Here is a 23,707-nt window from a genome sequence, read left to right on the forward strand (position 1 = left end):
CTCGTCCGATGAGTGCATCGCCCGAGCCCCCAGGGGGATGCGGGCCGGCTTGGGAGCGGCCCGGCGCTCGGCCCGCTTCATGCTGCAACCTTCTGCGTGGTGGCGACGAACTGCTCCAGCTTCGCGCTGGCCTTGCCCGATGCAATCGACTCGCGCGCCTGGCCCACGCCCTCGGCCACCGAAGCCGCAACGCCCGCGCAATACAGCGCCGCACCTGCATTCAGCGTGACGATGTCGCGCACCGGGCCGGCTTCGTTGGCGAAGGCCTGGCGGATCGTCGCCAGCGACGCGGCCTTGTCGGCCACGGCCAGTTCGCTCGTCTCGCAGGTCGCCATGCCGAAGTCGCGCGGGTGGATCGCGTACTCGCGCACCTGGCCACCACTCAACTCGCCGACCAAGGTTTCGCCGGCCAGCGTGATCTCGTCCAGCCCGTCGCAGCCGTGCACGACCATCACCCGCTGCGAACCCAGGCGCTGCAGCACCCGCACCTGGATGCCGACCAGGTCTTTGTGGAACACGCCGAGCAACTGGTTGGGTGCGCCGGCCGGGTTGGTCAGCGGCCCGAGGATGTTGAACAGCGTGCGCACGCCCAGCTCTTTGCGCACCGGCGCGGCGTGCTTCATCGACGCGTGGTGGTTGGGCGCGAACATGAAGCCGACGCCGGTCTCGCCGAGGCATTGCGCGACCTGATCGGGCGTGAGGTCGATGCGCGCGCCCATGGCTTCGAGCACGTCCGCACTGCCCGAGCTGGACGACACGCTGCGCCCGCCGTGCTTGGCAACGCGCGCGCCGGCGGCCGCGGCGACGAACATCGCCGCCGTCGAGATGTTGAAGGTGTGGGCGCCATCGCCGCCGGTGCCGCACAAATCGACGAGGTGCGTCTTGTCGGCCAGCGGCACGGGCGTGGCGAACTCGCGCATCACCTGCGCGGCGGCCGCGATTTCGCCGATGGTTTCTTTCTTGACGCGCAGGCCGATGGCCAGCGCCGCGATCATCACCGGCGACATCTGGCCGGTCATGATCCGGCGCATCAGCGCCAGCATCTCGTCGTGGAAGATTTCACGGTGCTCGATGACGCGGGTCAGCGCCTCGGTGTCGGTGATCGACATGGGATCGCTCCTCAAGGCTTCAGGTCGAGAAAGTTCTTCAGCATCGCGTGCCCGTGCTCGGTCAGGATCGACTCGGGATGGAACTGCACGCCTTCGAGCGGTGTCTTCGTGCCCGCGAGTTCGCGGTGGCGCACGCCCATGATCTCGCCGTCTTGCGAGGTGGACGTGACCTCCAGCACCTCGGGCCGCGTCTCTTGTTCGATGACCAGCGAGTGGTAGCGGATCACCGTGAAGTGCTTGGGCAGGCCGGTGTAGACGCCCTTGCCATCGGTGGTGATGACGTCCGTCTTGCCGTGCATCTGCTTCTTGGCGCGGATGATGCGTCCGCCCAGCGCCGCGCCAATCGCCTGGTGCCCCAGGCACACGCCGAGGATGGGCAGCTTGCCGATGAAGTGCTGCAGGGCCGGCACGCAGATGCCGGCTTCGGCCGGCGAGCAGGGGCCCGGCGACAGCACCAGCTTGTCGGGCCGCAACCCGCTGATGCCTTCGAGCGTGATCTCGTCGTTGCGCACCACGCGCACGTCTTCGCCCAGCTCGGCGAAGTACTGCACCAAGTTGAAGGTGAAGCTGTCGTAGTTGTCGATCATGAGGAGCATTTAGAAGCCCTCCTCGACGAGTTCAGCGGCGCGCAAGAGCGCCCGCGCCTTGGCCTCGGTCTCTTTCCACTCCAGCTCGGGCACCGAGTCGGCCACGACGCCGGCCGCGGCCTGCACGTAGAGCGTGCCGTCCTTGACGATGCCCGTGCGGATCGCAATCGCCACATCCATGTCGCCGGCAAAGCTCAGGTAGCCGCAGGCCCCACCGTAGATGCCGCGCTTGACGGGCTCCAGCTCGTCGATGATTTCCATCGCCCGCACCTTGGGCGCGCCGGTCAGCGTGCCGGCCGGGAAGGTGGCCTTGAGTACATCAAGGCTGGTCATGCCGTCTTTCAGCAGACCCTCGACGTTGCTCACGATGTGCATCACGTGCGAGTAGCGCTCGATGACGAACGCGTCGGTGACCTTCACGCTGCCGGTCTTGGCGATGCGGCCGATGTCATTGCGCGCCAGGTCGATCAGCATCACGTGCTCGGCGCGCTCTTTCGGGTCGGCGCTGAGTTCGGCTTCGAGGGCTTTGTCTTGCTCGGGCGTGGCGCCACGCGGGCGGGTGCCGGCCAGCGGGCGGATCGTCACCTTCTCGCCCTCGGGCGTGCGCTCTTGCCGCACCAAAATTTCGGGCGACGCGCCGACGATCTGGAAGTCGCCGAGGTCGTAGAAGTACATGTACGGCGACGGGTTCAGCGAACGCAGCGCGCGGTACAAGCTGAGCGGCGACGCGTCGAAGCGCTTCTTCAGCCGCTGGCCGACCTGCACCTGCATCATGTCGCCGGCCGCGATGTATTCCTTTGCGCGCAGCACGGCGGCGATGTAGTCGTCTTTGGCGAACTCGCGTTCGACCGGCTGCGGCGTGCTCTTCTTGACGCTCGGCGCGGTGACGCTCGACTGCAGCTTGGCGGTCAGGTCTTGCAGGCGCTGCTGGGCGCGGGCATAGGCGCCGGGCTGCGTCGGGTCGGCATAGACGATCAGGTAGAGCCGGCCCGAGAGGTTGTCGATCACCGCCAGCTCTTCGCACTGCAAGAGCAACACGTCGGGCACGTCGATGCCCCCGGGCATCTGCGTCTTGGCGAGCTTGGGCTCGATGTAGCGCACCGCGTCGTAGCCGAAGTAGCCGGCCAGCCCGCCGCAAAAGCGCGGCAGGCCCGCGCGCAACGCGACCTTGAAGCGCTTCTGGTAGTCGGCGATGAAATCGAGCGGGTTGCCCTCGTGCGTTTCGACCACCTGGTCGTCGGTCACGACCTCGGTGCGAAAGCCGCTGGAGCGCAGCAGCGTGCGCGCCGGCAGGCCGATGAACGAGTAGCGCCCGAAGCGCTCGCCGCCGACAACGGATTCGAGCAAGAAGCTGCGCGGCCCGGCGGCGAGCTTGAGGTACAGCGAGAGCGGGGTTTCGAGGTCGGCGAAGGCCTCGGCGGTCAGCGGGATGCGGTTGAAACCCTGCTGCGCCAGGTCGTTGAACTCTTGTTCGGTGATCACGTTCGGGGGCCCTCCACGGCCCGGCAGGCCGCTCAAGGGGCCCGCGTCAGATGAGATGTCGCGCGGTGGGCCGCAGGTGCTGCGGCCGGTGGAGCCAGCGGCGGCGGGCCGATGCATCAGCCCCGCGCCAGCGGCAAACAGTCAGCGCCAACGACGCCAGGGCCAGGCTCCCCGGTCGTGCGACCCCTTGATTTGTTTGCGCGCCACGAACATCCGGGCAGTCTAGCAGCCGTGCCCGGTGCGCCCGCCTCGCCGGGCGGGCGTGACTTCCTGACGCGGGCTGCGGGTTTCCCCGGGGGGCCCTCTGTCGCAGACGGGAACTGCGGCGTACCATCGCCGCCGTTCTGCCGTGAAGGAGTCCGCCATGCGCCGCCTGTTGTTGTCTGCCCTGCTCGCCTGTGCGGCGGGCCTTGCCACCTTGCCCGTCTACGCCCAGCCGGTGGAGGTGGGCGGCGTGAAGTACGAGCCGACCGTCACCGTGGGCAACGCCCGCCTCGTGCTCAACGGGGCCGGCGTTCGCTACAAGGCGATCTTCAAGGTCTACACCGCTGGCCTGTACCTGAATGCCAAGGCGGCGACGCCCGAGGCGGTGCTCGCCAACACCGGGCCGCGGCGCATCCACGTGGTGATGCTGCGCACGATCGACGCGGGCGAACTCGGCAAGCTCTTCACGCGCGGCATGGAAGACAACGCCACGCGCGACGAGTTCTACAAGTCGGTGGGCGGCATCATGAAGATGAGCGACGTGTTCTCGGCCAAGAAGAAGCTGGTGCCCGGCGAGCACTTCAGCGTCGATTGGACGCCCGGCGTGGGCACCACCATCCTCGTCAACGGCAAGCCGGCCAGCGAGCCGATCAAGGAGCCCGAGTTCTTCGCCGGCCTGCTGAAGATCTGGCTCGGCAAGTCGCCGGCCGATTCGCAGCTGAAAGAGGCCCTGCTGGGCAAGCAGCCGACCGCCACCTCGGGCAACGACGACCCGCACAAGTTCTGAGCGCCAGGGGGCGGTCGCCGTTCAGGCGGTGATCTGGTCCAGCCGGTCGAGCAGGCCGTCGCAATCGACGCCGCCCACCGGCTCGCCGTGGTTATAGCCATAGGTCACTAGCAGCACCGGGCAACCCGCCGCACGTGCGGCCCGCGCGTCGTTGCTGCTGTCACCGACCATCAGCGTCTGCGCCGCGGAGGTGCCCAGCGCCTCGCAGGTCTTGCGCAGCGGCAACGGGTCGGGTTTCTTGCGCTCGAAGGCATCGCCGCCGAAGGTGACATCAAAGAAGCCGGCAAGGCCCTTCTTGGCCAGCAGGTCGGTGGCGAAGGCGCCCGGCTTGTTGGTCAGGCACGCGAGCCGCCAGCCGCGCGCGCGCATCGCCTGCAGGCCCTCGACCACCCCCGCGAAGACCTCGGCATGCTGGCCGTTGCAGCGCTGGTAGTGGTGCTGGTAGCGCGCCCAGGCCGCCTCGTAGGCATCGCTGGGCGCGCCGACGTGCGCCAGCGTGCTGCGGATCAGGTGCTCGGAGCCTTTGCCGATGGTGTGCTCGATGAAGCCCCGGTCCACGCGCGGCAGGCCGAGGTCGTGCAGGGCGCCGTTGAGCGCGACGTCGAAGTCGCCGAGCGTGTCCACCATCGTGCCGTCGAGATCGACGATGGCGGCGCGGATCGGGGCGAGGGTGGCGGCAAAGGTCGTGGCAGTCATCAGGACGGGTGGCGTGGCGCTCAGCGCAAAGCCTGCGCGTGGTGCCGCAGGTGGTCGGCGACGACGCTGGCGATGAAGTAGTAGCCGTGGTCGTAGCCGGCGTGCCGGCGCAGCGTGAGCGGCTGGCCCGCGCTGCGGCAGGCGGCTTCGAGCAGGTCGGGGCGCAATTGCAGGTCGAGAAATTTGTCGGCCTCGCCCTGGTCGATCAGCAAGGCTGGGGCCTGGGCGCCCGAGGCGATCAAGGCCACGGCGTCGTACCGCGCCCAGGCCGTGCGGTCGTCGCCGAGGTAGCGCGCGAACGCCTTCTCGCCCCAGGGCACCTGGGCCGGCGCGCAGATCGGCGCGATGGCCGACACGCTGCGCCAGCGGCCCGGGTGCCGCAGCGCCAGCGTCAAGGCGCCGTGCCCGCCCATCGAGTGGCCGAAGAGGCCGGCGCGGTCGGCCCGCGCGGCGAAGTGCTGCGCCACGAACGCGGGCAGTTCGTCGGCCACCCAGCTTTCCATGCGAAAGCGGGTGGACCAGGGCGCCTCGGTCGCGTCGAGGTAGAAGCCGGCGCCTTCGCCGAACTCCCAGTCGCCGGTCGCGCCGTCGAGGCCGGTGGCACGCGGGCTGGTGTCGGGCGTGACGAGCATCAGGCCCAGCTCGGCCGCCACGCGCTGCGCGCCGGCCTTGATGGCGAAGGTCTCTTCGTTGCAGGTGAGGCCGGCCAGATAGGTCAGCACCGGCACTTGGCCGTGTGCGGCTTGCGGGGGACGGTAGACACCGAAGCGCATCGGCGTGCCGGTGGCCGACGACGCGTGCTCGTAGAAGCCCTGCACGCCGCCGAAGCAGGCGTGCTCACTCAGCGTCTTGATCGCCAACGACACGGCCATCAGTAGATGACCACCGAGCGGATCGACTCGCCGCGCTTCATCAGGTCGAAGCCTTCGTTGATGTCTTCGAGCTTCAGGCGGTGCGTGATCAGCTCGTCGATGCGGATCTTGCCGTCCATGTACCAATCGACGATCTTGGGCACGTCGGTGCGGCCGCGCGCGCCGCCGAAGGCCGAGCCCTTCCATTGCCGGCCGGTCACGAGCTGGAAGGGCCGCGTGCTGATCTCGGCGCCGGCCTCGGCCACGCCGATGATGATGCTCTGGCCCCAGCCCTTGTGGCAGCACTCGAGCGCCTGGCGCATCGTGGTGGTGTTGCCGATGCACTCGAAGCTGTAGTCGGCGCCGCCGTCGGTGAGCTGCACGATGGCGTCCACCACGTTCGGCACGTCTTTCGGGTTGATGAAGTGCGTCATGCCGAACTGCCGCGCCATCGCCTCGCGCCCGGGGTTGAGGTCGATGCCGATGATCTTGTCGGCACCGACCATCTTCGCGCCCTGGATCACGTTGAGCCCGATGCCGCCCAGCCCGAACACGACCACGTTCGCGCCGGCCTCGACCTTGGCCGTGAAGATCACCGCACCGACGCCGGTGGTGACGCCGCAGCCGATGTAGCAGACCACGTCGAAGGGCGCGTCGGGGCGGATCTTCGCCAGCGCGATCTCGGGCGCGACGATGTGGTTGGCGAAGGTGGACGTGCCCATGTAGTGCAGCAGCTTCTCGCCGTTGAGCGAAAAGCGGCTGGTGCCGTCGGGCATCAGCCCCTTGCCCTGCGTGCCGCGGATCTGCTGGCACAGGTTGGTCTTGCGCGAGAGGCAGAACTTGCACTGCCGGCACTCGGGCGTGTACAGCGGGATCACGTGGTCGCCGGGCTTGAGCGTGGTGACGCCGGGGCCGACGTCCACCACGACGCCCGCGCCCTCGTGGCCCAGGATGGCCGGAAACAGCCCTTCCGGGTCGGCGCCCGAGAGCGTGTAGTAGTCGGTGTGGCAGATGCCGGTGGCCTTGATTTCGACCAGCACCTCGCCGGCGCGCGGGCCTTCGAGGTCCACGGTTTCGATGGTCAGCGGGGCACCGGCCTTCCAGGCGACGGCTGCGCGGGTTTTCATCGGGGGGCTCCTTGCGGCGGCGTGGGTGGGCGCGTGCTGCGCCCAAGGGGCCGCCAGTTTAGGGGCCGTCGATGCGCGCAACGGGGTCACCCGCCGCGCGCATCCCCCATCGTCAACGCCGGCGCTTCATTCCAGCCGCAGCACCCGCTGCAAGGGCACGAACTTGAAGTTGGTGTTCTCGCGCGCTTCGCCGTCGGCGTCGAGCGCCTCGGGCGTGTTCTCGCCGTCGTGCACGACCAGCAGGCCCTGCGGGAACAGCGGGCCGAGCGCACGCGGCGTGAGCGCGGCGCCATCGGAATGCTCGGCGCCGTCGATCGCCGCGCCCTCGCCGACGCGGAAGCCGCCCACCACCCGGTGCTGGCGGCCCATGTCGTAGACGACGAAGGTGCTGTCGCCCTGGCTGGACGCGAACAGGTACGAGCCGCCCGCCGTGTGCAGGATGGTCAGGCCTTCGGCGTCGGCGCTCAGGTGCTTGCCGGCGGACTTGCGATCGCGCGGCCGGGTGCTGTAGTCGCAGGCGTACTCTTCTTCGCTCGGGTCGTAGACGCGCTGGTAGGGCACGCCGTAGGTGCGCACGCGGTCGATCAGCTGCGGCCGCGTCGGGTCGCTGAGCGCGATGCGCCAGATGCCGACCTGCTCTTGCGCGGCGTACAGCGCGCCGCTGCGGGTGTCGAACACCATGCCTTCGACCTGCGGCTGCACGCCGTCCTCGTCCTGGCAGGGCGTCCAGCTCGCACCGCGCGGCAGCGCGAAGCTCGCCGGCAGGGCCAGGCCCTGGCGCTGGCGGTAGCTCACCGTGCCCCGGCCGGTGTCGAACAGGTCCAGCACCGACAGGCGCGTGCGCTCGCGCTGGCTCACCGCCGCCATCGCGCCGCCGCCGGGCGTGGCCATGACGGCCAGACCGTAGGCGGTGGCCTGGGCGTTCACCTCGGTGGTGTTGCGGCTGAACACCCAGGGCACGGCGGTGTCGGTGACGTCGCGCAGCGGCGGCCGGTCGGTGTAGCCGTACTGGGGGTCGATGCGGTACAGGCGCAGCGTGTCGCGGCCGCGGTCGGTCACCACCGCCAGGTCGATCAGCTCGCCGGCGAGGCGGAAGCCTTCGACGATGTCCACGTTGTTGAAGCGGCCCGGCGCATCGCCCGCACGCGGCGGCGTCGGCGCGGCGATGCGCTGCAGCGTGCGCCCGTCGAGGCCGAAGACCGCAAGGCCGCCTTCCTTCAGCGTGCCCAGCACCAGGCTGCGCGCCGGGTTGCCGGGGTGCACCCAGATCGCCGGGTCGTCGGCGTTGGCGCGCCCACCGGCGTCGTCGTCGAAGAAGGCCGCCGTCTCGTGCGAGGCGGTGGCCACGGAGCGGATCTCGGGGGCGGCCTGGGCCGGCAGGCTGACCAGCGCCACGGCAGCGGCGCCCAGCAGGGCACGAAGGGACAACAGACGCATGGGACGTTCTCGCTCAGGGGGATCGACCGGCAGGTTCGCCGGGGCCGGGCGCGAGTCTGCGAAGCCCCGGTGACCTGCGCATGAATGCCCACCCCGGCGGTGGGGGCATGGGGCCGGCCCTCCCGGCGCGGCCCTCAGCCCAGGCGCAGCGTGCAGCCGTCGCCGGCCTGCTCGCGCCACACGCGCACGCGGGCCAGGCCGGGCACGTGGGGCTGCAGCTGCTCGGCGATGAAGCGGCACAGGCCTTCGAGCGTCGGGAAGGCGAGGCCCGGCACTTCGTCGAGCAGGTGGTGGTCCAGCCGGTCGCGCACGCCTTCGATGGCGCGGCGCAGGTGGGCCACGTCGATCACCATGCCGCTCTGCGGCGAGGGCTCACCCACCACGGCGATCTCGGCCTGGTAGGTGTGGCCGTGCACGCGCCGGCTGGATTCGGTCTCGATCTCGCGTTCGAGCGTGTGAGCCGCTTCGAAGAAGAAGCGCTGGGTGACTTCGTAAGAGCTCATCGGGAAAGGGCTATCGGATGCCCGTCAGCTTGTGCATCTGCACGCTCAGGCGCCAGGCCGGGCGCTGCATGCAGTGGCGGATGGCCCATTGCGTGTTCTCGCGGGCGAGCAGGCCATCCATCGGCTGCACGAAGCGGTTCTCGAAATCGAGCGATTCGAGCCGGGCCCAGTCGAGCCCGTCTTGCGGCACCACGACCTTCAGCTCGTGGCCGCGCGTCTGCGCGAGCGGGTTGCCGGCCTTGGGGCTGACGCAGATCCAGTCGAGGCCGGGCGGCGCGGGCAGCGTGCCGTTGGTCTCGACGGCGATCTCGAAACCCTGCGCATGCAAGGCGTCGATCAGGGCGACATCGACCTGCAGCAGCGGCTCGCCGCCGGTCAGCACGACCAGGCGCTGGCCGTCCGCACCGGCCGGCCACTCGCTCGCGATGGTCGCGGCCAGTTCGGCGGCGGTCGGGTACTTGCCGCCGCGTGTGCCGTCGGTGCCGACGAAGTCGGTGTCGCAGAACGTGCAGGCGGCGCTGGCGCGGTCTTCTTCGCGGCCGCTCCAGAGGTTGCAGCCGGCGAAGCGGCAGAACACCGCCGCACGGCCGGCGTTCGCGCCCTCGCCTTGCAGCGTGTAGAAAATCTCTTTGACCGAATAGGTCATGCGATGCCCTGTCGGCCCTCGGGGTCGATCAACGCGCCAGCTCGGCGCGCATCGCGTCGATCACGGCCTTGTAGTCGGGCTTGCCGAAGATGGCGCTGCCGGCCACGAAGGTGTCGGCGCCGGCGTCGGCGATCTCGCGGATGTTGTCCACCTTCACGCCGCCGTCGATTTCAAGGCGGATGTCGCGGCCGCTGGCGTCGATGATCCGGCGCGCGGCCTGCAGCTTCTTGAGTGCCGAGGGAATGAAGCTCTGCCCCCCGAAGCCGGGGTTCACGCTCATCAGCAGCACCAGATCGACCTTGTCGATGACCCATTCGAGCACGTCGAGCGAGGTGGCCGGGTTGAACACCAGCCCGGCCTGCTTGCCCTCGCCCTTGATGATCTGCAGCGTGCGATCGACGTGCGCGCTGGCGTCGGGGTGAAAGCTCACGAGGTCAGCGCCCGCTTTGCAGAAGGCCTGCGCCAACGCATCGACCGGCTGCACCATCAGGTGCACGTCGATGGGCACCGGGCGGCCCTCGCGCGTGACCGCGTGCTTGCGCAGCGCCTCGCAGATCATCGGCCCGAAGGTCAGGTTGGGCACGTAATGGTTGTCCATCACGTCGAAGTGGATCCAGTCGGCGCCGGCGTCGATGACGCTGCGGACTTCGTCGCCGAGGCGGGCGAAATCGGCCGAGAGGATGCTAGGCGCGATGCGGTAGGTGGGCTGGCTCATCCCCTGATTTTAGGAGGCCACTGCCCGCTCCCTAGAATCGCCCGCCATGTCACAAGCCCCCCGCGCCCACTTCGATTGCCGTGTCTCGGTGCGCCACCTGCCCGAGCAGTCGCAACCCGAGATCGGTGCGCACGCCTTCGCGTACACGGTGACCATCCGCAACACCGGCTCGGTGGCAGCGCAATTGATCGCCCGGCACTGGGTGATCACCGACGCCAACGGCCGCATCGAAGAGGTGCGCGGCCTCGCGGTGGTGGGCCAGCAGCCGCTGCTGCAGCCGGGCGAGCGCTTCGAGTACACGAGCTGGACGCGCATCAACACGCCGCAAGGCAGCATGCACGGCACCTTCTTCTGCTTCACCGAAGACGCCCAGCCTTTCGACGCGGAGGTGCCTGAGTTCATGCTGGCCCTGCCGTCCGCGCTGCACTGATGGCGGGCTGGTTCGACTGGCTGCGCCGCCCCGCCGGTGCCTGGGACCTGAGCGCGCTGCTCAACGCAGCCGACCCGAACACGAGCCTGCCCGAACGGCACCTGTGGCTGGTGCGCCTGCTCGAATGGCTGCGCCACGCACCGCTGCCGCACCAACAGACGCCCACGCCGGTGCTGCGCCTGCGGCATGTGCTGAATGTGCTCGAGCGCCACCCCGAGCACCGCACCCGCGTCGCCACACTGCTGGCGCGCATGTGGCGTGAGTTGGACGTGGCCGCGCTGCTGGCGGACTTCGGCTTCCCGCCGCGCATGGACCTGAGCGGCGAGCTGGGCCAACGGCTGCGCCTGCGCGTGATGCCGGCCACGCCCGACACGCGCGACCTCGGCGACCTGTTCAACCTGTTCTTTCCCGCCGCGAGCGACGCACAGTGGCTCGACGCGCTTGACGAAGACACCGTCACGCGGCTCATCACGCTGCTGACGCCGGTGGAAGCCCACGAAGCCGGCGCGCCGGCCCCGGCCACACCCGCGCCCGACTGGCGCACGCCGTTTCTGGACGCCATCACCGTGCTGGCCAGCGCGGTGCACGCCTCGGGCTTCTCGCCTTACCTGCGCAAGCGCATGAGCCCCGAGCTGCTGGTGGACGCGCCCTTCCGCCAGCTGCCGCGCGTGGCCGAGCGCCTCCGCGAGCTGGCCGAAGCCCGCGACGCTGCGGCACTGGTGCAAGAAGCGCAGTACCTGCGCGCCGTGCTCGAAACCTGCCGGCGCTGCGCCGACAGCGTGCACGAACACCTCGAAGAACACGGCGTGTCGGTGGACGTGGTGTTCGAAGCCGACCAGCTGCGCCTGCGCACGCTGCGCATCGAAGAGCTGATCAACTGCATCCTGAGCCCGCACCCCGGCATCGAGACCACGCGCCTGCTGGCCGCGCTGGTGCGCATGGCCGACGAACGGCGCAGCGTGCGGGCGCTGTTCGCGCGCCACTACTCGCTGCTGGCGCGCAAAGTCGCCGAGCGCAGCGCCGAGACTGGCGCGCACTACATCACACGCGACCGCAGCGCCTACTGGCAGATGCTGCGCGCGGCGGCCGGGGGCGGCGCGGTGCTGGCCGGCACGACCTTCATGAAGTTCATCGTGCTCGCGCTGGGCCTCACGGCCTTCTGGGCCGGCTTCTTCGCGGGCGTGAACTACGCGGTGAGCTTCGTGCTGATCTACCTGCTGGGCTTCACGGTGGCGACCAAGCAGCCGGCGATGACGGCCCCGGCAATGGCCGAGAAGCTGGCCGACGTGTCCGACGACGCGGCGGTCGAGGGCTTCGTCGATGAGGTGGCGCACCTGATCCGCTCGCAGTCGGCGGGGATCATCGGCAACCTGACGCTGGTCGCACCGGTGGTGCTGCTGGTGCAGTGGCTGTGCACGCTCGCCTTCGGCCAGCCGCTGGTCGGCATGGACAAGGGCGAGCACGTGCTGGAATCGCTGACGCTGCTGGGCCCCACGCCGCTGTACGCGGCCTTCACCGGCGTGCTGCTGTTCATCAGCTCGCTGATCGCCGGCTGGGTCGAGAACTGGTTCGTCTGGCACCGGCTCGACAGCGCCATCGCCTGGAACCCGCGCATCGTCGCCCGCCTGGGCCCCAGCCGTGCGCAGCGCTGGGCCGTGTACTGGCGCGAGAACATCTCGGGCTTCACCTCGAACATCTCGCTCGGCCTGATGCTGGGCCTGGTGCCGGCGGTGGCGGCCTTCTTCGCGCTGCCGATCGACGTGCGGCACGTGACCCTGTCCACCGGCCAGGTCGCGGCGGCCGCCGGCGCCGAAGGCTGGTCGATCCTGCGCGACAGCGCGTTCTGGTGGTGCGTGGCCGGCATCGCGGTGACCGGCTTGCTGAACCTGAGCGTGAGCTTCTTTCTCGCGTTCAAGGTGGCGATGCGCTCGCGCGGTATCCGCCTGAACGACCGCAGCCGCATCTACCGCGCCGTGCGGCGCCGCCTGTGGCAGCGGCCGATGTCGTTCCTCGCGCCGCCGAAGAAGGCCTGAGCGGCGGCGGGGCCGTCAGTCGTCGCCGCCGTGGCCACCACCGTTTGAACCGTCCCCAGCGCCGGGCGATCCGTCCGGCCGTTCGCCCTTGCGTCGCCCCGAGAACATGGTCCACCACACGATGAGCAACAAGATCAAGAGCGCGCCCAAGGCTTCGAGAAGGATCAGGCCCATCGGTGGTGTTCTCGGTCGTGTGCGGGGTTGGGGAAGCGCGGCGATTCTAGGAGCGCTCGCCGCCTGCGCGGTGGTGCCGCTGCCGTCCCCCGCGCCCGCCCCGCCGCCGCCCACGCTGACGCCCAGCGCAGCACCGGCCCCCACCATCACCCGCGACCGCGCCCGCTGGGTCGCCGCGACCTGGGCCGAGCTGCCCGGCTGGGAGGCCGACGCCCTGACCGACTGGTGGCCCGCCCTGCTGCGCGGCTGCGCCCGGCCCGCGCTCGACTGGGCCCGCGTCTGCCGCGACGCGGCCGGCTTCACGCCGACGTCAGACGCGGCCGCCCGCGCCTGGCTGATGCAGCGCGTGCAGCCCTGGCGCGTCGAGTCGCCCGAGGGCGCGGCCGAGGGCCTGATCACCGGCTACTTCGAGCCCTTGATCGAAGCCAGCCGCACGCCGCGCGGCGCGTTTCGCATCCCGCTGCACGCGGCGCCGCCCGACCTGAGCCCCGGCACGCCCTACTGGACGCGCCAGCAGCTCGACAGCCTGCCCGCCGCGCAAGCCGCGCTGCGCGGGCGCGAGATCGCCTACGTGGACGACCCGCTCGACGCGCTGCTGCTGCAGATCCAGGGCTCGGGCCGCCTGCAGCTCACCGAAGCCAACGGCACGCGCCGCCTGCTGCGCCTGGCCTATGCCGGCCACAACGAGCACCCATACAAGTCGGTCGGCCGCTGGCTGATCGACCAGGGCGAGCTGAAGCCCGAACAGGCCTCGTGGCCCGCCATCAAGGCCTGGGCGCGGCAGAACCCCAAGCGCCTGAACGAGATGCTGTGGCAGAACCCGCGCGTGGTCTTCTTCAAGGAAGAGCCCCTGCCCGACCCTTCCCAGGGGCCGCGCGGTGCGCAAGGCGTGCCGCTGACCCCCGGCCGGTCCATCGCGGTGGACCCGCTCAGCGTGCCCTACGGCGCCCCGGTGTGGCTGGACACCACCGAGCCGCTGTCGGCCACGCCCCTGCGCCGCCTGGTGATGGCGCAGGACACCGGCAGCGCCATCGTTGGCGCCGTGCGGGCCGACTACTTCTGGGGCTGGGGCGACCCCGCCGAGCAGCAGGCCGGCCGCATGAAGCAGCCGCTGCGCATGTGGGTGCTGTGGCCGAAGGGCTGAGGGCTTGGGGCGAGTCCCGGCGCGCATCCCCGCCGAGGAACGAACCCCCTCAATGCTTGTGATCGTGCGCCGCCTCCGCCGGCTTGCCGGCTTCGGCCTTCGGCGCCTCGACCGCCAGCTCGACCTTCACCTCGCCGGCGCGTTCGAACTTCAACACCAGGGGCACGCGCTCGCCCGCCTTCAGCGGCGCCTTCAGCCCCATCAGCATCAGGTGCAGGCCGCCCGGCTTCAGCTCGACGGTCTGCCCGGCGGGGATCTCGATCGCCGAAACCTCTTGCATGCGCATCACGTTGCCGTCCATGCGCATGCTGTGCAGCTCGACCGACTTCGACACCTCGGCGCGCGCCGACACCAGCCGGTCGGCCGTCGCGCCCTTGTTGGTGAGCTTCAGGTAACCGCCGCCCACCGGTTGCCCGGCCACGGTCGGCTTGGCCCAGGGGTGGCCGATGTGGATCTCGCCCACGTCGTAGCTGTGGGCCTGGGCCCAGGCCAGGGCGGTGGTGAACAAGGCGGCAGCGGCGGCGCGCAGGAACAGGGTGCGGGAAGTCATCGGTCGGTCCTTCAAAGGGGGGTTCAGAGGTCGTAGCGCAGCTCGGCGTGGAAGGTGCGCTGCGTGTAGGGGTGGAAGGCCCAGTAGCGGGCGTTGTTGAGGTTGTCGATGCCGAAGGCGGCGCTCCATTGCTTGTCCAAACGCAGGCGGGCGCGCAGGTCGCTCACCCAGAAGCGGCTGAAGCCGGTGTAGGCATCTTCGTTCACGTCGCTGTTGTCGAGTTGCCCGTACTGCCGCCCGCTGTAGCGCGAGCCGAACGTGAACTGCCAGGCGTCGTCCATGCGCCAGGTGGCGACGAGGTTGGCGCGCCAGCGGGGCACGCGCGGCTGCCAGCGGCCCACGCTCGCGGGGAAGGCGTCGTTGCGCACGATGCGCGAGTCGGCGTAGGTCAGGCTGGCGCTGAGGTCGAGGCCGCGCAGCCCGGCGTTGTCGGCCTGGCCTGCGAGTTCGAGGCCGCGGGTGCGGACGGCATCCACGTTCTGGATGCTGGTGACGTTTTGCGTGCTGGTCTGCGTGTACAGCGCGTCTTCGGTGCGCTCGACGAACACGGTGGCACGCAGCAACCCGGTGGGCAGCGCGTGTTCGGCGGTCCACTCGCTGGTCCACGAGCGTTCGGGGCGCAGCGCGGGGTTGTGGTTGCGCACCTGGTAGGCCTCGGTCAGCGTGGGCACGCGCACCGCGCGGCCGAGCGAGGCCTTGAGCGTCCAGTCGTCGGCGACCTGGTGCGCGAGCGCGGCCTTGGGCGACAGCCAGGCCTCGTCGCGCGCGGCGAAGTCCACCGGCGAGGCCGTGGCGGTGCTCACGTAGGCCCCGTCGGTCGCCCGCCAGTGCTCGGCGCGCAGGCCCAGCACCGCGCGCCAGTCGGGGGTGATGCGCCAGGCGTCTTGCCCCCACAGGCTGCGCAGGGTGCTGCGGCCCTGGTAGCGCGTGTTGTCGGGTGTGGCGCCGCTGCGGTCGATGGCGGTGCGCAGCGCAAAGGCGTCTTGCTGCGCCCCGAACTCGACGGTGTGCGCCGCCTGGGGCCGCCAGATGCCCTTGAGCGCGAGCGTGTGCCAGCCGCTGCCGTCTTGCGTGGTGATGCCGGGCTGGGTGGCGCCGCCGCTGGGCAGGCCGGTGGTGGCCGAGCTGAGGCGGTCGTCGCGGTAGCGGTAGTGGCTGGCGGCGAATTCCCAGTCGAACCGGGCGCGGGTGTGGCGCTTCAGGCTCAGGCCCTGGGCGACGTGTTCGAGCTGGCTGCCGCTGGGCGCGAAGGCGGTGCCGGGCGTGAGCGCGGCGCCGGTGGCCGCATCGCGCAGGTACGACGTCCCCACGCGCTGGTTGTCGCTGTGCCAGTGGGCCAGCGTGTAGCTGGCCGTCAGCGAATCGCCGAAGTCATGCGCGAGCTTGAGCTTGGCGTGGTCTTGCACGGTGCGGGTCTGGCCAGTGTCGCCGGTGATCCACCACGTCTCGCCGCGCGGGTTGCGGCCTTCGAAGGCGCCGGTGCTCGTCCCGGCCGGTGGCGTGGTCGTGGTCACGAACGACAGGGGGTGGCTGCGGCTGTGCAGGCGGCTGGCGTTGACCCACCAGGCCCACGCGCCCTCGCGGCCCCCGAGCGCGGCCGACAGCGCACCGCCGCCGAAGTCGCCGCGGGTGGCGTACTGCTGGTAGCGCTGCGTGAAGCCCTGCAGCTTGAGGTGCGCCTCGAAGCGCGCGGGCATGCGGGTCACGTAATCGACCACCGCGCCCGCCGCGTTGCCGGGGTAGGCGGCCGAGAACGGGCCGTAGAGCACGTCCACGCGCTCGATCTCTTCGGGCGTGACCAGCCCCCAGCGCGGCGTGTAGCTCGCCCCGTTGCCCAGCAGGTTGGACAGCAGGATGCCGTCGGCATACACCAGCGAGCGCGCGCTGTTACCGGTGCCCGAGGCACGCGTGGCGAGTACGGCGTGGTCGTGGTCGCCGATGTAGCGCTTGCGCACCAAGAGGCTGGGCAGGTACTTCAGCGCGTCTTCGGCGTCGGTGGCGTTGACGGTGTCACGCACCTGCGCGCCGGTGAGACCTTCGGTGGTCGTCGGGATTTCAAGCGGCAGCGTGGTCGGCCGGCCACCGGTGACGGTGATGCGCTCCAGCGTGTGCTGCGGGGCGTGGTCGGCCCAGGCGGGCATGGGGGTGGGCAGCGCGGCCAACAGCAGCGCGCCCGGTGAGAGCAGTCGATTCACGAGAAACAGTCCTGAACGCCCGGCTTGGCACCGGGCCTGGCGAACGGGGCGGTGCGCGCAGGCAACACCCCTCACGGCAACGCGTCAGGACAGCGAAGGCGGGCCGTGTTTCAGCCGCGCGAGCCAGGCGGCGTCGGCATGGTGCGGGTCGGTGCGGTGCAGCACAGGCGGCGCCTGGGCCGGCGGGCGCTGCGTGAAGACGGTGGCCACCGGCCGGGGCGCATCGACCCAACCCGCCAGCGCGCTCAGCGCACAGGCCTCGCCGCCGTGGGCCTGGGCGTCGTGGCCGTCGTTGGGGACGGGCGCGCCGTCGGCGTCGAGCACGACGGTGGAAACGCCGTACACCGTGCACACCTCGACCAGCCGGAGCCCCTGCGCGTCGGCCGAGGCCACCGCCAGAAACGGCATCGCAGCCTTGAGCAGCAGCGCGAAAGCCACGGCCCAGAAGGCGAAACGGTGATGGCAGGCCCGGCGAAACATGGGGCGCGATTGTGCCTGCGTTGGCGAAGGGGCTGGTGATAATCCCAGCCCATGAGCATCCAGACCGACGACTTTTCCCCGGCGCGTCGCGTCGTGAGCGCCGCCCCCACGTCGCCGAACGAGGAAGCCATCGAGCGCGCCCTGCGGCCCAAGGGGCTCGCCGAGTACGTCGGTCAGGCCAAGGCGCGCGAGCAGCTCGAAATCTTCATCGGCGCGGCCAAGAAACGCCACGAGGCGCTCGACCACGTGCTGCTGTTCGGCCCGCCCGGCCTGGGCAAGACCACGCTGAGCCACATCATCGCCAACGAACTGGGCGTGAACCTGCGCCAGACCTCGGGCCCGGTGCTCGAAAAGCCCAAGGACCTGGCCGCGCTGCTGACCAACCTCGAGAAGAACGACGTGCTCTTCATCGACGAAATCCACCGGCTGAGCCCGGTCGTCGAAGAGATCCTCTACCCCGCGCTCGAGGACTACCAGATCGACATCATGATCGGTGAGGGCCCCGCGGCCCGCTCGATCAAGCTCGACCTGCAGCCCTTCACGCTGGTTGGCGCCACCACGCGCGCCGGCATGCTGACCAACCCGCTGCGCGACCGCTTCGGCATCGTCGCGCGGCTGGAGTTCTACACGCCCGACGAGCTCGCGCGCATCGTGCACCGCTCGGCCGGCCTGCTGAACGTGCCGACCGACACCGAAGGCGCCTTCGAGATCGCCCGCCGTTCGCGCGGCACGCCCCGCATCGCCAACCGCCTGCTGCGCCGCGTGCGCGACTACGCCGACGTGAAAGGCGACGGCCGCATCACGCAGGCGCTGGCCAACAAGGCGCTGGCCATGCTCGACGTGGACCCGCAAGGTTTCGACGTGATGGACCGCAAGCTGCTCGAAGCCGTGATCCACCGCTTCGATGGCGGGCCGGTCGGGCTCGACAACGTGGCCGCCGCCATCGGCGAAGAGCCCGGCACCATCGAAGACGTGATCGAGCCCTACCTCATTCAGCAGGGCTACCTGCAGCGCACGCCGCGCGGGCGCATCGCCACGCTGGCGGCGTTTCGCCACCTGGGCGTGGCGCCGCCGAAGGGTGGCGCGCTGGGCGCGGGCGACCTGTTCGAGGGCTGAGGGCCGAGCGAGGCGCCTATCCACACCGCCATGCACGACCCCGACCCCACCGACGACCCATGGGCTGCCGAAGCCGCGCGCGAAGCGGAAGACGCGGCCCGCAAGGCCGAGCCGCGGCCGGCGCTCGCGCCCGATGAGTTTCTGGCCTGGCGCGCACCACGCCTGGGCACGGCCAACCCCCAGCGGCTGGACCACCCGCTGTGGCACTGGCTGGTGCGCACCCGCTGGTCGGCCTACAACGCGAACAACCTCTTTCACGGGGCGTCGTCCATCGGCGAGGGGCCGATGTGGTGCTTCGACCGCTTCGGCCAGAGCGAGACCGCCCTGCCCGACGGCCGCGTGCTGCACATCGGCGGCGAGCACGAAGACCACTACGACCCCGACTTCTTCATCTACAACGACGTCACGGTGATCCAGCCGGACGGCACGATCGCCATTCACGGCTACCCGCGCGAGGTGTTTCCGCCGACGGACTTCCACAGCGCAACCTGCGTCGGCGACGCCGTCTTCGTGATCGGCTGCCTGGGCTACCTCGCGCAGCGCGTCGTGGGGGCGACGCCGGTGTTCCGGTTGGCGCTCGACTCGTGGCGCGTCGCCCCGGTCGAGACCCAGGGCGACGCGCCGGGATGGATCTACAAGCACACCGCCACCCTGTCGAGCGACGGCGCATCGATCATCGTCAGCGGCGGCCGGCTGTGGCAGGGCGATGACCGACCGAACATCGAGAACATCGACAGCTGGGCCCTCGACCTGTCGAGCCTTGCGTGGACGCGCCTGACCGCACGCGACTGGCAGCGTTGGACGTTTCGGCGCACCGACCGCCGGGCGCATCGGCTGTGGGACGTTCGGCAGGAACTCTGGAACCAAGAGCACGCCCACCTCGGCATGGAAAGCTACTGGCGCCACGACGCGCCGCCGGACTTCGAGGCCCTGGCGTCCCTGTATCGCGTCGATGACGCAGCGCCGCCGCCGACCAAGGGGCCGGAGCACAACATCTTCCGCGTGCAGATCGACGGCGTGACGGTGCGCTTCGAAGAAGAGCACGGGCAGGTCGGCGTCATCGTCGAGGGCCGCTTGCCCGACGCGCGCCTGGCCCAGCTGCAGCAGCGCACCCTCGCGGCCTTGGAGCGCCTGGAGGGCAGCCCCTGGGACATCGTCAGCTGAGCACCGCCGCGTCGCCCGCCACGGCCTTCAGCGCGCCGCCCCCTCGCTGACCCGCCCGGCCGCCCACAGGCCCAGCACGAGGGCCGCCACCGCGGCCAGCTGCGTCGGCAACGCGAGCACGTGCGCGTTCCACAGAAACAGCGTCGTGCCGCCCAGCACCGCCACGAACAGCCCCCCGGCGAACCAGGCCGACGCACCGCGCAGCGGCGGGTCGAAACGCTGCACCGCGGCGATGTCGAACGCGGGCTTCGGGTCGGCCGCGGCCACGTCGGCAGGCCGCCAGCCGGGGTGCTTGACGAACACCCGCAGCTTGTCGGTCCAGCGCCGGGTGTGCCACGCGTCGCGCAGCAGCTCGCCATAGAGCCGCAGGTTCGCGGTCAGCGGGTTCCAGCTGCGCAGCGGTGCGCGCGTGCCGTACACGCAGGGCTCGGCGTCGTCTTCTTCGGCGAATGTGCCGAAGAGGCGGTCCCACACGATGAAGATGCCGCCGAAATTCTTGTCGAGGTAGCGCTCGTTGACGGCGTGGTGCACGCGGTGGTTGCTGGGCGCGCAGAACCAGCGGTCGAACCAGCCCAGCTTGCCGATCTGCTGCGTGTGCACCCAGTACTGGTACAGCAGGTCGATCAGGCCCACCACGGCAAACACCAGCGGCGGAAAGCCCATCACCGCCATCGGCAGGTAGAACACCCAGCCGAAGAGCCAGTAGCTGCTCGGCTGGCGCAGCGCGGTCGAGAGGTTGTAGTCCTCGCTCTGGTGGTGCACCACGTGCGCGGCCCACAGCACCGCCACCGTGTGGCCGAGCCGGTGGTGCCAGTAGTAGAGCAAGTCGTACAGCACCAGCGCCACCGCCCACACCCACCACGCATCGGCTGGCAGCTGCGTGAGCGCGAAGCGCTCGTGCACCACGGCATAAAGGCCGAGCGTGAAGAAGACCGTGAGCACACCCACGAGCTGGCTCATCACGCCGAGCCCGATGCTGTTGAGCGCATCGTTGAGCCGGTAGGTGTTGCGCCCGCGCCGAAGTCCGACCCAGAACTCCAGCGCGATCAGCAGCAGGAAGACGGGCGTGGCGAGGACGATGGTCTGCGCGGGGGTCATGGGCGTGATGGTGACGCACAGGCACCGGCCCGCGCTCAGGGCCATCCCGCAGCGCGTGCACGAACGCACGCGCCCGGCGCTTTCAGGCCGCGTGCCCCACTGCCCCCGGCCGGCCCGGGGCGGTGGCGGTGTCGCCGTCGCTGAACTCGTCGCGCGGGCCGTGGTCGAGGTGCTGGGTGTCGCTCCAGCCGATCAACGAGAAGCCCTCGCTCGTGAACAGCAGGCGGTTGATGCTGGCGTTGCCCAACTGCCACGAGCGCGGCGCCTGCAGGTCGATGCGCGTGGCGGCGCGGTACAGGCAGTCCATCACGCCGCCGTGGGCGACGAGCGCGATGGTCTGGCCGGGGTGGGCCGCGGCCAGACGCTGTGCGGTGGCGACCACGCGCTCGAAGAAGCCACGCAGGGTTTCGCCGCCGGCGGGGCCGAACTCGGGGTCGCGCTTGCGCCAGCGCATCGACTGCTCGGGCCAGCGCGTTTCGATCTCGGTGAAGGTGTGGCCCTGGAACTCGCCGAAGCCGCGCTCGCGCAGGCCGGTGTCGGTGACGATGGGCACGCCGGCCGCCTGCGACACGGGCTGCGCGGTCTGGTAGGCGCGCTGCAGGTCGCTTGAATACACCGCGGCAATCACCTCGTCGGCCAGCGCGGCGCGCAACCGCCCGGCCTGCCAGAAGCCCATGGCGTTGAGCGGGATGTCGAGCTGCCCCTGGATGCGGCTGTCAGCGTTCCAGGCGGTTTCGCCGTGGCGGATGGCGAGCACGCGGGTCGCTTGCTCCATCACCGGGCACCCGGCCGATGAAGGGTGACGCGCGCCATCACGCGAGCCGCTTGTTGAGCGTGTAGACGCCGACGAAGCTGGCCTCGGCCAGCACGTGCGGGCGGATGGCTTCGCGCACCTGCGGGCCGGTGAACACGCCCTCGACCGGGGCCCTGGCCACGTCCAGCGCATAGAGCGTGAACACGTAGTGGTGCAGCAGCGAGTCGTTGAAGGGCGGAAAGCAGCCGTCGTAGCCGAAGTACTGCCCCGCGTTCTGCGGGTCGCCGGCGAACCAGCCGGTGTAGTCGTTCAGGCCATGGCGCGCGCCGTGCAGCGTGGCCGGGCCGGGCTTGCCTTTGGCGGTGAAGCCCTTCGAGAACTCGCCTTCGCGAATTTCGCGCACGCTGGCGGGCATATCCACCAGCACCCAGTGAAAGAAGTCGACGCGCGGCAGGTCGCCGGGCACTTCGCGGTCGGTCTTGTTGACGTCGTCGCCTTTGCTCGGCACATCGCGGTCGTGCCAGATGAGCGCGAACGACTGCGTGCCTGCGGGCACATCGCTCCAGGCGAGGTGCGGGCTGAGGTTGTCCGAGAAGGTGGGGCCGTCGGGGGTCAGCTTGCCAGCGGCGTATTTGGCGGGAATGCGGGCCCCATCGGCCCAGCTGTCGCTCCAGAACTTCATGTGGCGGTCGTCCTCTTGGTGGTGGTTCTTGTGGGATGGCTCGGTGCGTTCACACGCCCCACACGATGTCGTGGCCAGCGGCCTGCGCGCGCTTCATCAACTCGACTAGGGGCCAGGCGCGCTGGCGCAGCGACACACCTTCGGGCGGCGGCAGCTTGCGGCCCTCGGCAGCGGCTTCGGCCTCGGCCTGGCGGCGCGCTGCTTCTTCGGCCAGCACCGCCTGCTCAATGGCCTGTGTGGCCGCGGGCATCGCGGCGGGCTCGATGATGCCGGTGGCGGCCGGCTCTTTGCCGATGAGCCGCAGCACGGTGTCGCCGTGCGGGCCCATCATGATCACGTCGGCACCGGACTTCGATTTGAACTTGTAGAGGCTCATCGATACATGTACTCGCGGTTGAACGGGAACCGCGATTGTGCGCCGCGCATCGGGCCGTCCTGCACATTGCCACTCGGGCGCGCGGCCAGCATCTGGAAGAGCGATATCCAACCCTGCTCGAAGGCCATCGCACAGCCCGCCAGGTAGAGGCGGTAGGCGCGCACGACGGTTTCGCTGGTGAGGTGGCGGGCACTGGTGAGCTGCGATTCGAGGCCGTCGCTCCAGGCCCACAGCGTCTTGGCGTAGTGCGGGCGCAGGTTCTCGGTGTCGAGCGGCTCCAGGCCGCTTTCGGCCAGGGTCTTGAGCACGTGTGACACGTGCAGCAGCTCACCGCCCGGGAAGATGTAGCGCTCGATGAAATCGCCGATGCCCGCCCCCAACGGGTCGTTGCGCGTGTTGCTGGCGGTGATGCCGTGGTTCATCAACAGACCGCCGGGCTTGAGCAGGCGATGAATCTTTGCGAAGTACGCCGGCAGTTGCACATGGCCCACGTGCTCGAACATGCCCACCGATGCGATGCGGTCGTAGGGCTCGTCTTCGGGCAAGGCGCGGTAGTCGCGCAGTTCCATCGTGACGCGCCCGCGCAGCCCACGTTCGTCGATCAGGCGGTTGACGTGCGCATGCTGGTTCCTCGACAAGGTGATGCCCTGCGCCTTGACGCCGTAATGCTCGGCCGCCCACAGCAAGAGGCCGCCCCAGCCAGCGCCGATGTCGAGGAATCGCTCGCCCTCGCGCAGCATCAGCTTCTTGCAGATGTGGTCGAGCTTGGCCTCTTGGGCCTGCGCGAGCGCCATCTGTGGCTCGCGCCAGTAGGCGCACGAGTACACGCGCCGCGCGTCGAGCCACAGCGCGTAGAACTCGTCGGACACGTCGTAGTGAAACTGGATCTGCCGGGCATCCACCTCGGCCTGGTGCGCTGCGCGCGAGTGCGCGGCGCGGCGCAGCCGCTGCCACCATGCGAGCAGCGGGCTCGCGGTCTCGGGGGCGGTGGGGTCGCGCGCGACCATGCGGGCGGCGATGTCCATCACGTCGCGGATGGAGCCGTCGATGTCGAGCTTTTCTTCGACGTAGTCTTGCGCGACGCGGCCGATCTGGCCGGTGGCGATGTGCGTGAGCGGTGCCAGCTCGCGCAGCCGCAGTGTGACCTTGGCATCGGCGTTGCCGAGGCGGCGCCCCCCGGGCAGCACCACCGCCATCGGCACGTTCAGCGCATCGACCTGCTGTTCGAGGGTGCGTTCAAGTGCGTTCATCTCGGCCTTTCGCAGCGCCGCCCGGCCCGCCTGGGGCTCGGTCCAGGGCGCATGGGTCACTCCCCTGACGTGCCGAGAATGTAGAAAAACACATATCCCCGCACACATTGCGGGCTA

The 23,707-nt window shown here is 70.1% G+C and carries 24 protein-coding genes and 1 pseudogene; 6 read left to right on the forward strand and 19 right to left on the reverse strand.

What is annotated here, in order from left to right; translation table 11 throughout:
• Positions 1–77: 77 nt before the first annotated feature.
• Genes trpD through trpE form a run of 3 tightly spaced genes read right to left on the reverse strand, consistent with a single transcriptional unit; the run spans position 78 to position 3,178 of the window.
• The gene (trpD, locus tag AC1KAT_RS17280) at positions 78–1,109 is read right to left on the reverse strand and encodes an anthranilate phosphoribosyltransferase (protein WP_480328204.1); all 1,032 of its coding nucleotides are present in this window, start codon (positions 1,107–1,109) and stop codon (positions 78–80) included.
• A gap of 11 nt (positions 1,110–1,120) precedes the next feature.
• Entirely contained in the window at positions 1,121–1,705 is a 585-nt protein-coding gene (locus AC1KAT_RS17285) for an aminodeoxychorismate/anthranilate synthase component II (RefSeq protein WP_480328206.1), read from the reverse strand.
• Complete coding sequence (gene trpE, locus AC1KAT_RS17290; protein ID WP_480328208.1) at positions 1,706–3,178, reverse strand: anthranilate synthase component I; 1,473 nt, start codon at positions 3,176–3,178, stop codon at positions 1,706–1,708. It lies immediately after the preceding gene.
• Between the two features lie 364 nt (positions 3,179–3,542).
• Here trpE and AC1KAT_RS17295 point away from each other — a divergent pair, with 364 nt between their 5' ends.
• Complete coding sequence (locus AC1KAT_RS17295) at positions 3,543–4,169, forward strand: chalcone isomerase family protein (RefSeq protein ID WP_480328209.1); 627 nt, start codon at positions 3,543–3,545, stop codon at positions 4,167–4,169.
• 21 nt (positions 4,170–4,190) lie between these two features.
• Here the strand turns inward: AC1KAT_RS17295 and gph are convergent, their stop codons facing one another.
• From gph to rpe, 7 genes are all read right to left on the reverse strand, one after another.
• Entirely contained in the window at positions 4,191–4,865 is a 675-nt protein-coding gene (gene gph / locus AC1KAT_RS17300) for a phosphoglycolate phosphatase (protein ID WP_480328211.1), read from the reverse strand.
• Positions 4,866–4,885: 20 nt separating this feature from the next.
• Positions 4,886–5,737, reverse strand: coding sequence for an S-formylglutathione hydrolase (gene fghA / locus AC1KAT_RS17305; protein WP_480328213.1), 852 nt, complete (start codon positions 5,735–5,737; stop codon positions 4,886–4,888).
• Entirely contained in the window at positions 5,737–6,843 is a 1,107-nt protein-coding gene (locus AC1KAT_RS17310; RefSeq protein WP_480328215.1) for an S-(hydroxymethyl)glutathione dehydrogenase/class III alcohol dehydrogenase, read from the reverse strand. Before AC1KAT_RS17310 ends, fghA begins: the two co-directional genes overlap by 1 nt.
• A 126-nt stretch (positions 6,844–6,969) precedes the next feature.
• Positions 6,970–8,280 carry a phytase gene (locus AC1KAT_RS17315; protein ID WP_480328217.1) on the reverse strand — a complete coding sequence of 437 codons (1,311 nt, stop codon included), beginning with the start codon at positions 8,278–8,280 and terminating at the stop codon, positions 6,970–6,972.
• A 134-nt stretch (positions 8,281–8,414) separates the two neighbouring features.
• A complete protein-coding gene (locus AC1KAT_RS17320) occupies positions 8,415–8,783 on the reverse strand; it encodes a 6-pyruvoyl trahydropterin synthase family protein (protein ID WP_480328219.1) in 369 nt (122 codons plus the stop codon).
• A gap of 10 nt (positions 8,784–8,793) precedes the next feature.
• Complete coding sequence (gene queE, locus AC1KAT_RS17325) at positions 8,794–9,429, reverse strand: 7-carboxy-7-deazaguanine synthase (RefSeq protein ID WP_480328220.1); 636 nt, start codon at positions 9,427–9,429, stop codon at positions 8,794–8,796.
• A 28-nt stretch (positions 9,430–9,457) separates the two neighbouring features.
• Positions 9,458–10,144 carry a ribulose-phosphate 3-epimerase gene (rpe, locus tag AC1KAT_RS17330; RefSeq protein ID WP_480328221.1) on the reverse strand — a complete coding sequence of 229 codons (687 nt, stop codon included), beginning with the start codon at positions 10,142–10,144 and terminating at the stop codon, positions 9,458–9,460.
• Between the two features lie 46 nt (positions 10,145–10,190).
• On the opposite strand from rpe, the gene apaG reads away from it, so the two are divergent.
• Both apaG and AC1KAT_RS17340 read left to right on the forward strand, forming a co-directional pair.
• Positions 10,191–10,574 (forward strand): Co2+/Mg2+ efflux protein ApaG, encoded by a 384-nt coding sequence (gene apaG, locus AC1KAT_RS17335; protein WP_480328222.1) that lies wholly within the window; start codon positions 10,191–10,193, stop codon positions 10,572–10,574.
• Positions 10,574–12,607 carry a site-specific recombinase gene (locus tag AC1KAT_RS17340; RefSeq protein ID WP_480328223.1) on the forward strand — a complete coding sequence of 678 codons (2,034 nt, stop codon included), beginning with the start codon at positions 10,574–10,576 and terminating at the stop codon, positions 12,605–12,607. The genes apaG and AC1KAT_RS17340 overlap by 1 nt, the downstream gene beginning before the upstream one ends.
• 15 nt (positions 12,608–12,622) lie before the next feature.
• Here the strand turns inward: AC1KAT_RS17340 and AC1KAT_RS17345 are convergent, their stop codons facing one another.
• Positions 12,623–12,781 (reverse strand): hypothetical protein, encoded by a 159-nt coding sequence (locus AC1KAT_RS17345; protein ID WP_480328224.1) that lies wholly within the window; start codon positions 12,779–12,781, stop codon positions 12,623–12,625.
• A 73-nt stretch (positions 12,782–12,854) separates the two neighbouring features.
• Between AC1KAT_RS17345 and mltA the strand changes: the two genes are divergently transcribed.
• A complete protein-coding gene (mltA, locus tag AC1KAT_RS17350) occupies positions 12,855–13,925 on the forward strand; it encodes a murein transglycosylase A (protein ID WP_480328225.1) in 1,071 nt (356 codons plus the stop codon).
• Positions 13,926–13,974: 49 nt separating this feature from the next.
• Here mltA and AC1KAT_RS17355 read toward each other — a convergent pair whose 3' ends face one another.
• The 3 genes from AC1KAT_RS17355 to AC1KAT_RS17365 form a co-directional block, all read right to left on the reverse strand.
• Entirely contained in the window at positions 13,975–14,475 is a 501-nt protein-coding gene (locus AC1KAT_RS17355) for a copper chaperone PCu(A)C (protein WP_480328226.1), read from the reverse strand.
• Between the two features lie 23 nt (positions 14,476–14,498).
• Positions 14,499–16,670 carry a TonB-dependent receptor gene (locus AC1KAT_RS17360; RefSeq protein ID WP_480328227.1) on the reverse strand — a complete coding sequence of 724 codons (2,172 nt, stop codon included), beginning with the start codon at positions 16,668–16,670 and terminating at the stop codon, positions 14,499–14,501.
• An 84-nt stretch (positions 16,671–16,754) separates the two neighbouring features.
• Positions 16,755–17,150, reverse strand: a complete 396-nt coding sequence (locus tag AC1KAT_RS17365) for a DUF2946 family protein (RefSeq protein ID WP_480328228.1) — start codon at positions 17,148–17,150, stop codon at positions 16,755–16,757.
• 51 nt (positions 17,151–17,201) lie between these two features.
• On the opposite strand from AC1KAT_RS17365, the gene ruvB reads away from it, so the two are divergent.
• Both ruvB and AC1KAT_RS17375 read left to right on the forward strand, forming a co-directional pair.
• Positions 17,202–18,266, forward strand: a complete 1,065-nt coding sequence (gene ruvB, locus AC1KAT_RS17370) for a Holliday junction branch migration DNA helicase RuvB (protein ID WP_480328229.1) — start codon at positions 17,202–17,204, stop codon at positions 18,264–18,266.
• Positions 18,267–18,296: 30 nt separating this feature from the next.
• The gene (locus tag AC1KAT_RS17375; protein WP_480328230.1) at positions 18,297–19,430 is read left to right on the forward strand and encodes a hypothetical protein; all 1,134 of its coding nucleotides are present in this window, start codon (positions 18,297–18,299) and stop codon (positions 19,428–19,430) included.
• A gap of 39 nt (positions 19,431–19,469) precedes the next feature.
• On the opposite strand, the pseudogene AC1KAT_RS17380 reads toward AC1KAT_RS17375, so the two are convergent.
• From AC1KAT_RS17380 to AC1KAT_RS17400, 5 genes and pseudogenes are all read right to left on the reverse strand, one after another.
• A pseudogene (locus AC1KAT_RS17380) lies at positions 19,470–20,528 on the reverse strand (sterol desaturase family protein); the annotation flags it as partial.
• A gap of 82 nt (positions 20,529–20,610) precedes the next feature.
• Positions 20,611–21,303, reverse strand: coding sequence for a histidine phosphatase family protein (locus AC1KAT_RS17385; protein ID WP_480328231.1), 693 nt, complete (start codon positions 21,301–21,303; stop codon positions 20,611–20,613).
• A 37-nt stretch (positions 21,304–21,340) separates the two neighbouring features.
• Positions 21,341–21,964: a YbhB/YbcL family Raf kinase inhibitor-like protein gene (locus AC1KAT_RS17390; protein WP_480328232.1), complete on the reverse strand. Its 624-nt coding sequence runs from the start codon at positions 21,962–21,964 to the stop codon at positions 21,341–21,343.
• A 49-nt stretch (positions 21,965–22,013) separates the two neighbouring features.
• Entirely contained in the window at positions 22,014–22,340 is a 327-nt protein-coding gene (locus AC1KAT_RS17395) for a DUF1840 domain-containing protein (protein ID WP_480328233.1), read from the reverse strand.
• Entirely contained in the window at positions 22,337–23,590 is a 1,254-nt protein-coding gene (locus tag AC1KAT_RS17400) for a class I SAM-dependent methyltransferase (RefSeq protein WP_480328234.1), read from the reverse strand. The genes AC1KAT_RS17395 and AC1KAT_RS17400 overlap by 4 nt, the downstream gene beginning before the upstream one ends.
• Positions 23,591–23,707: the final 117 nt, after the last annotated feature.

Source organism: Piscinibacter sp. PDB5-1, from assembly GCF_056676035.1.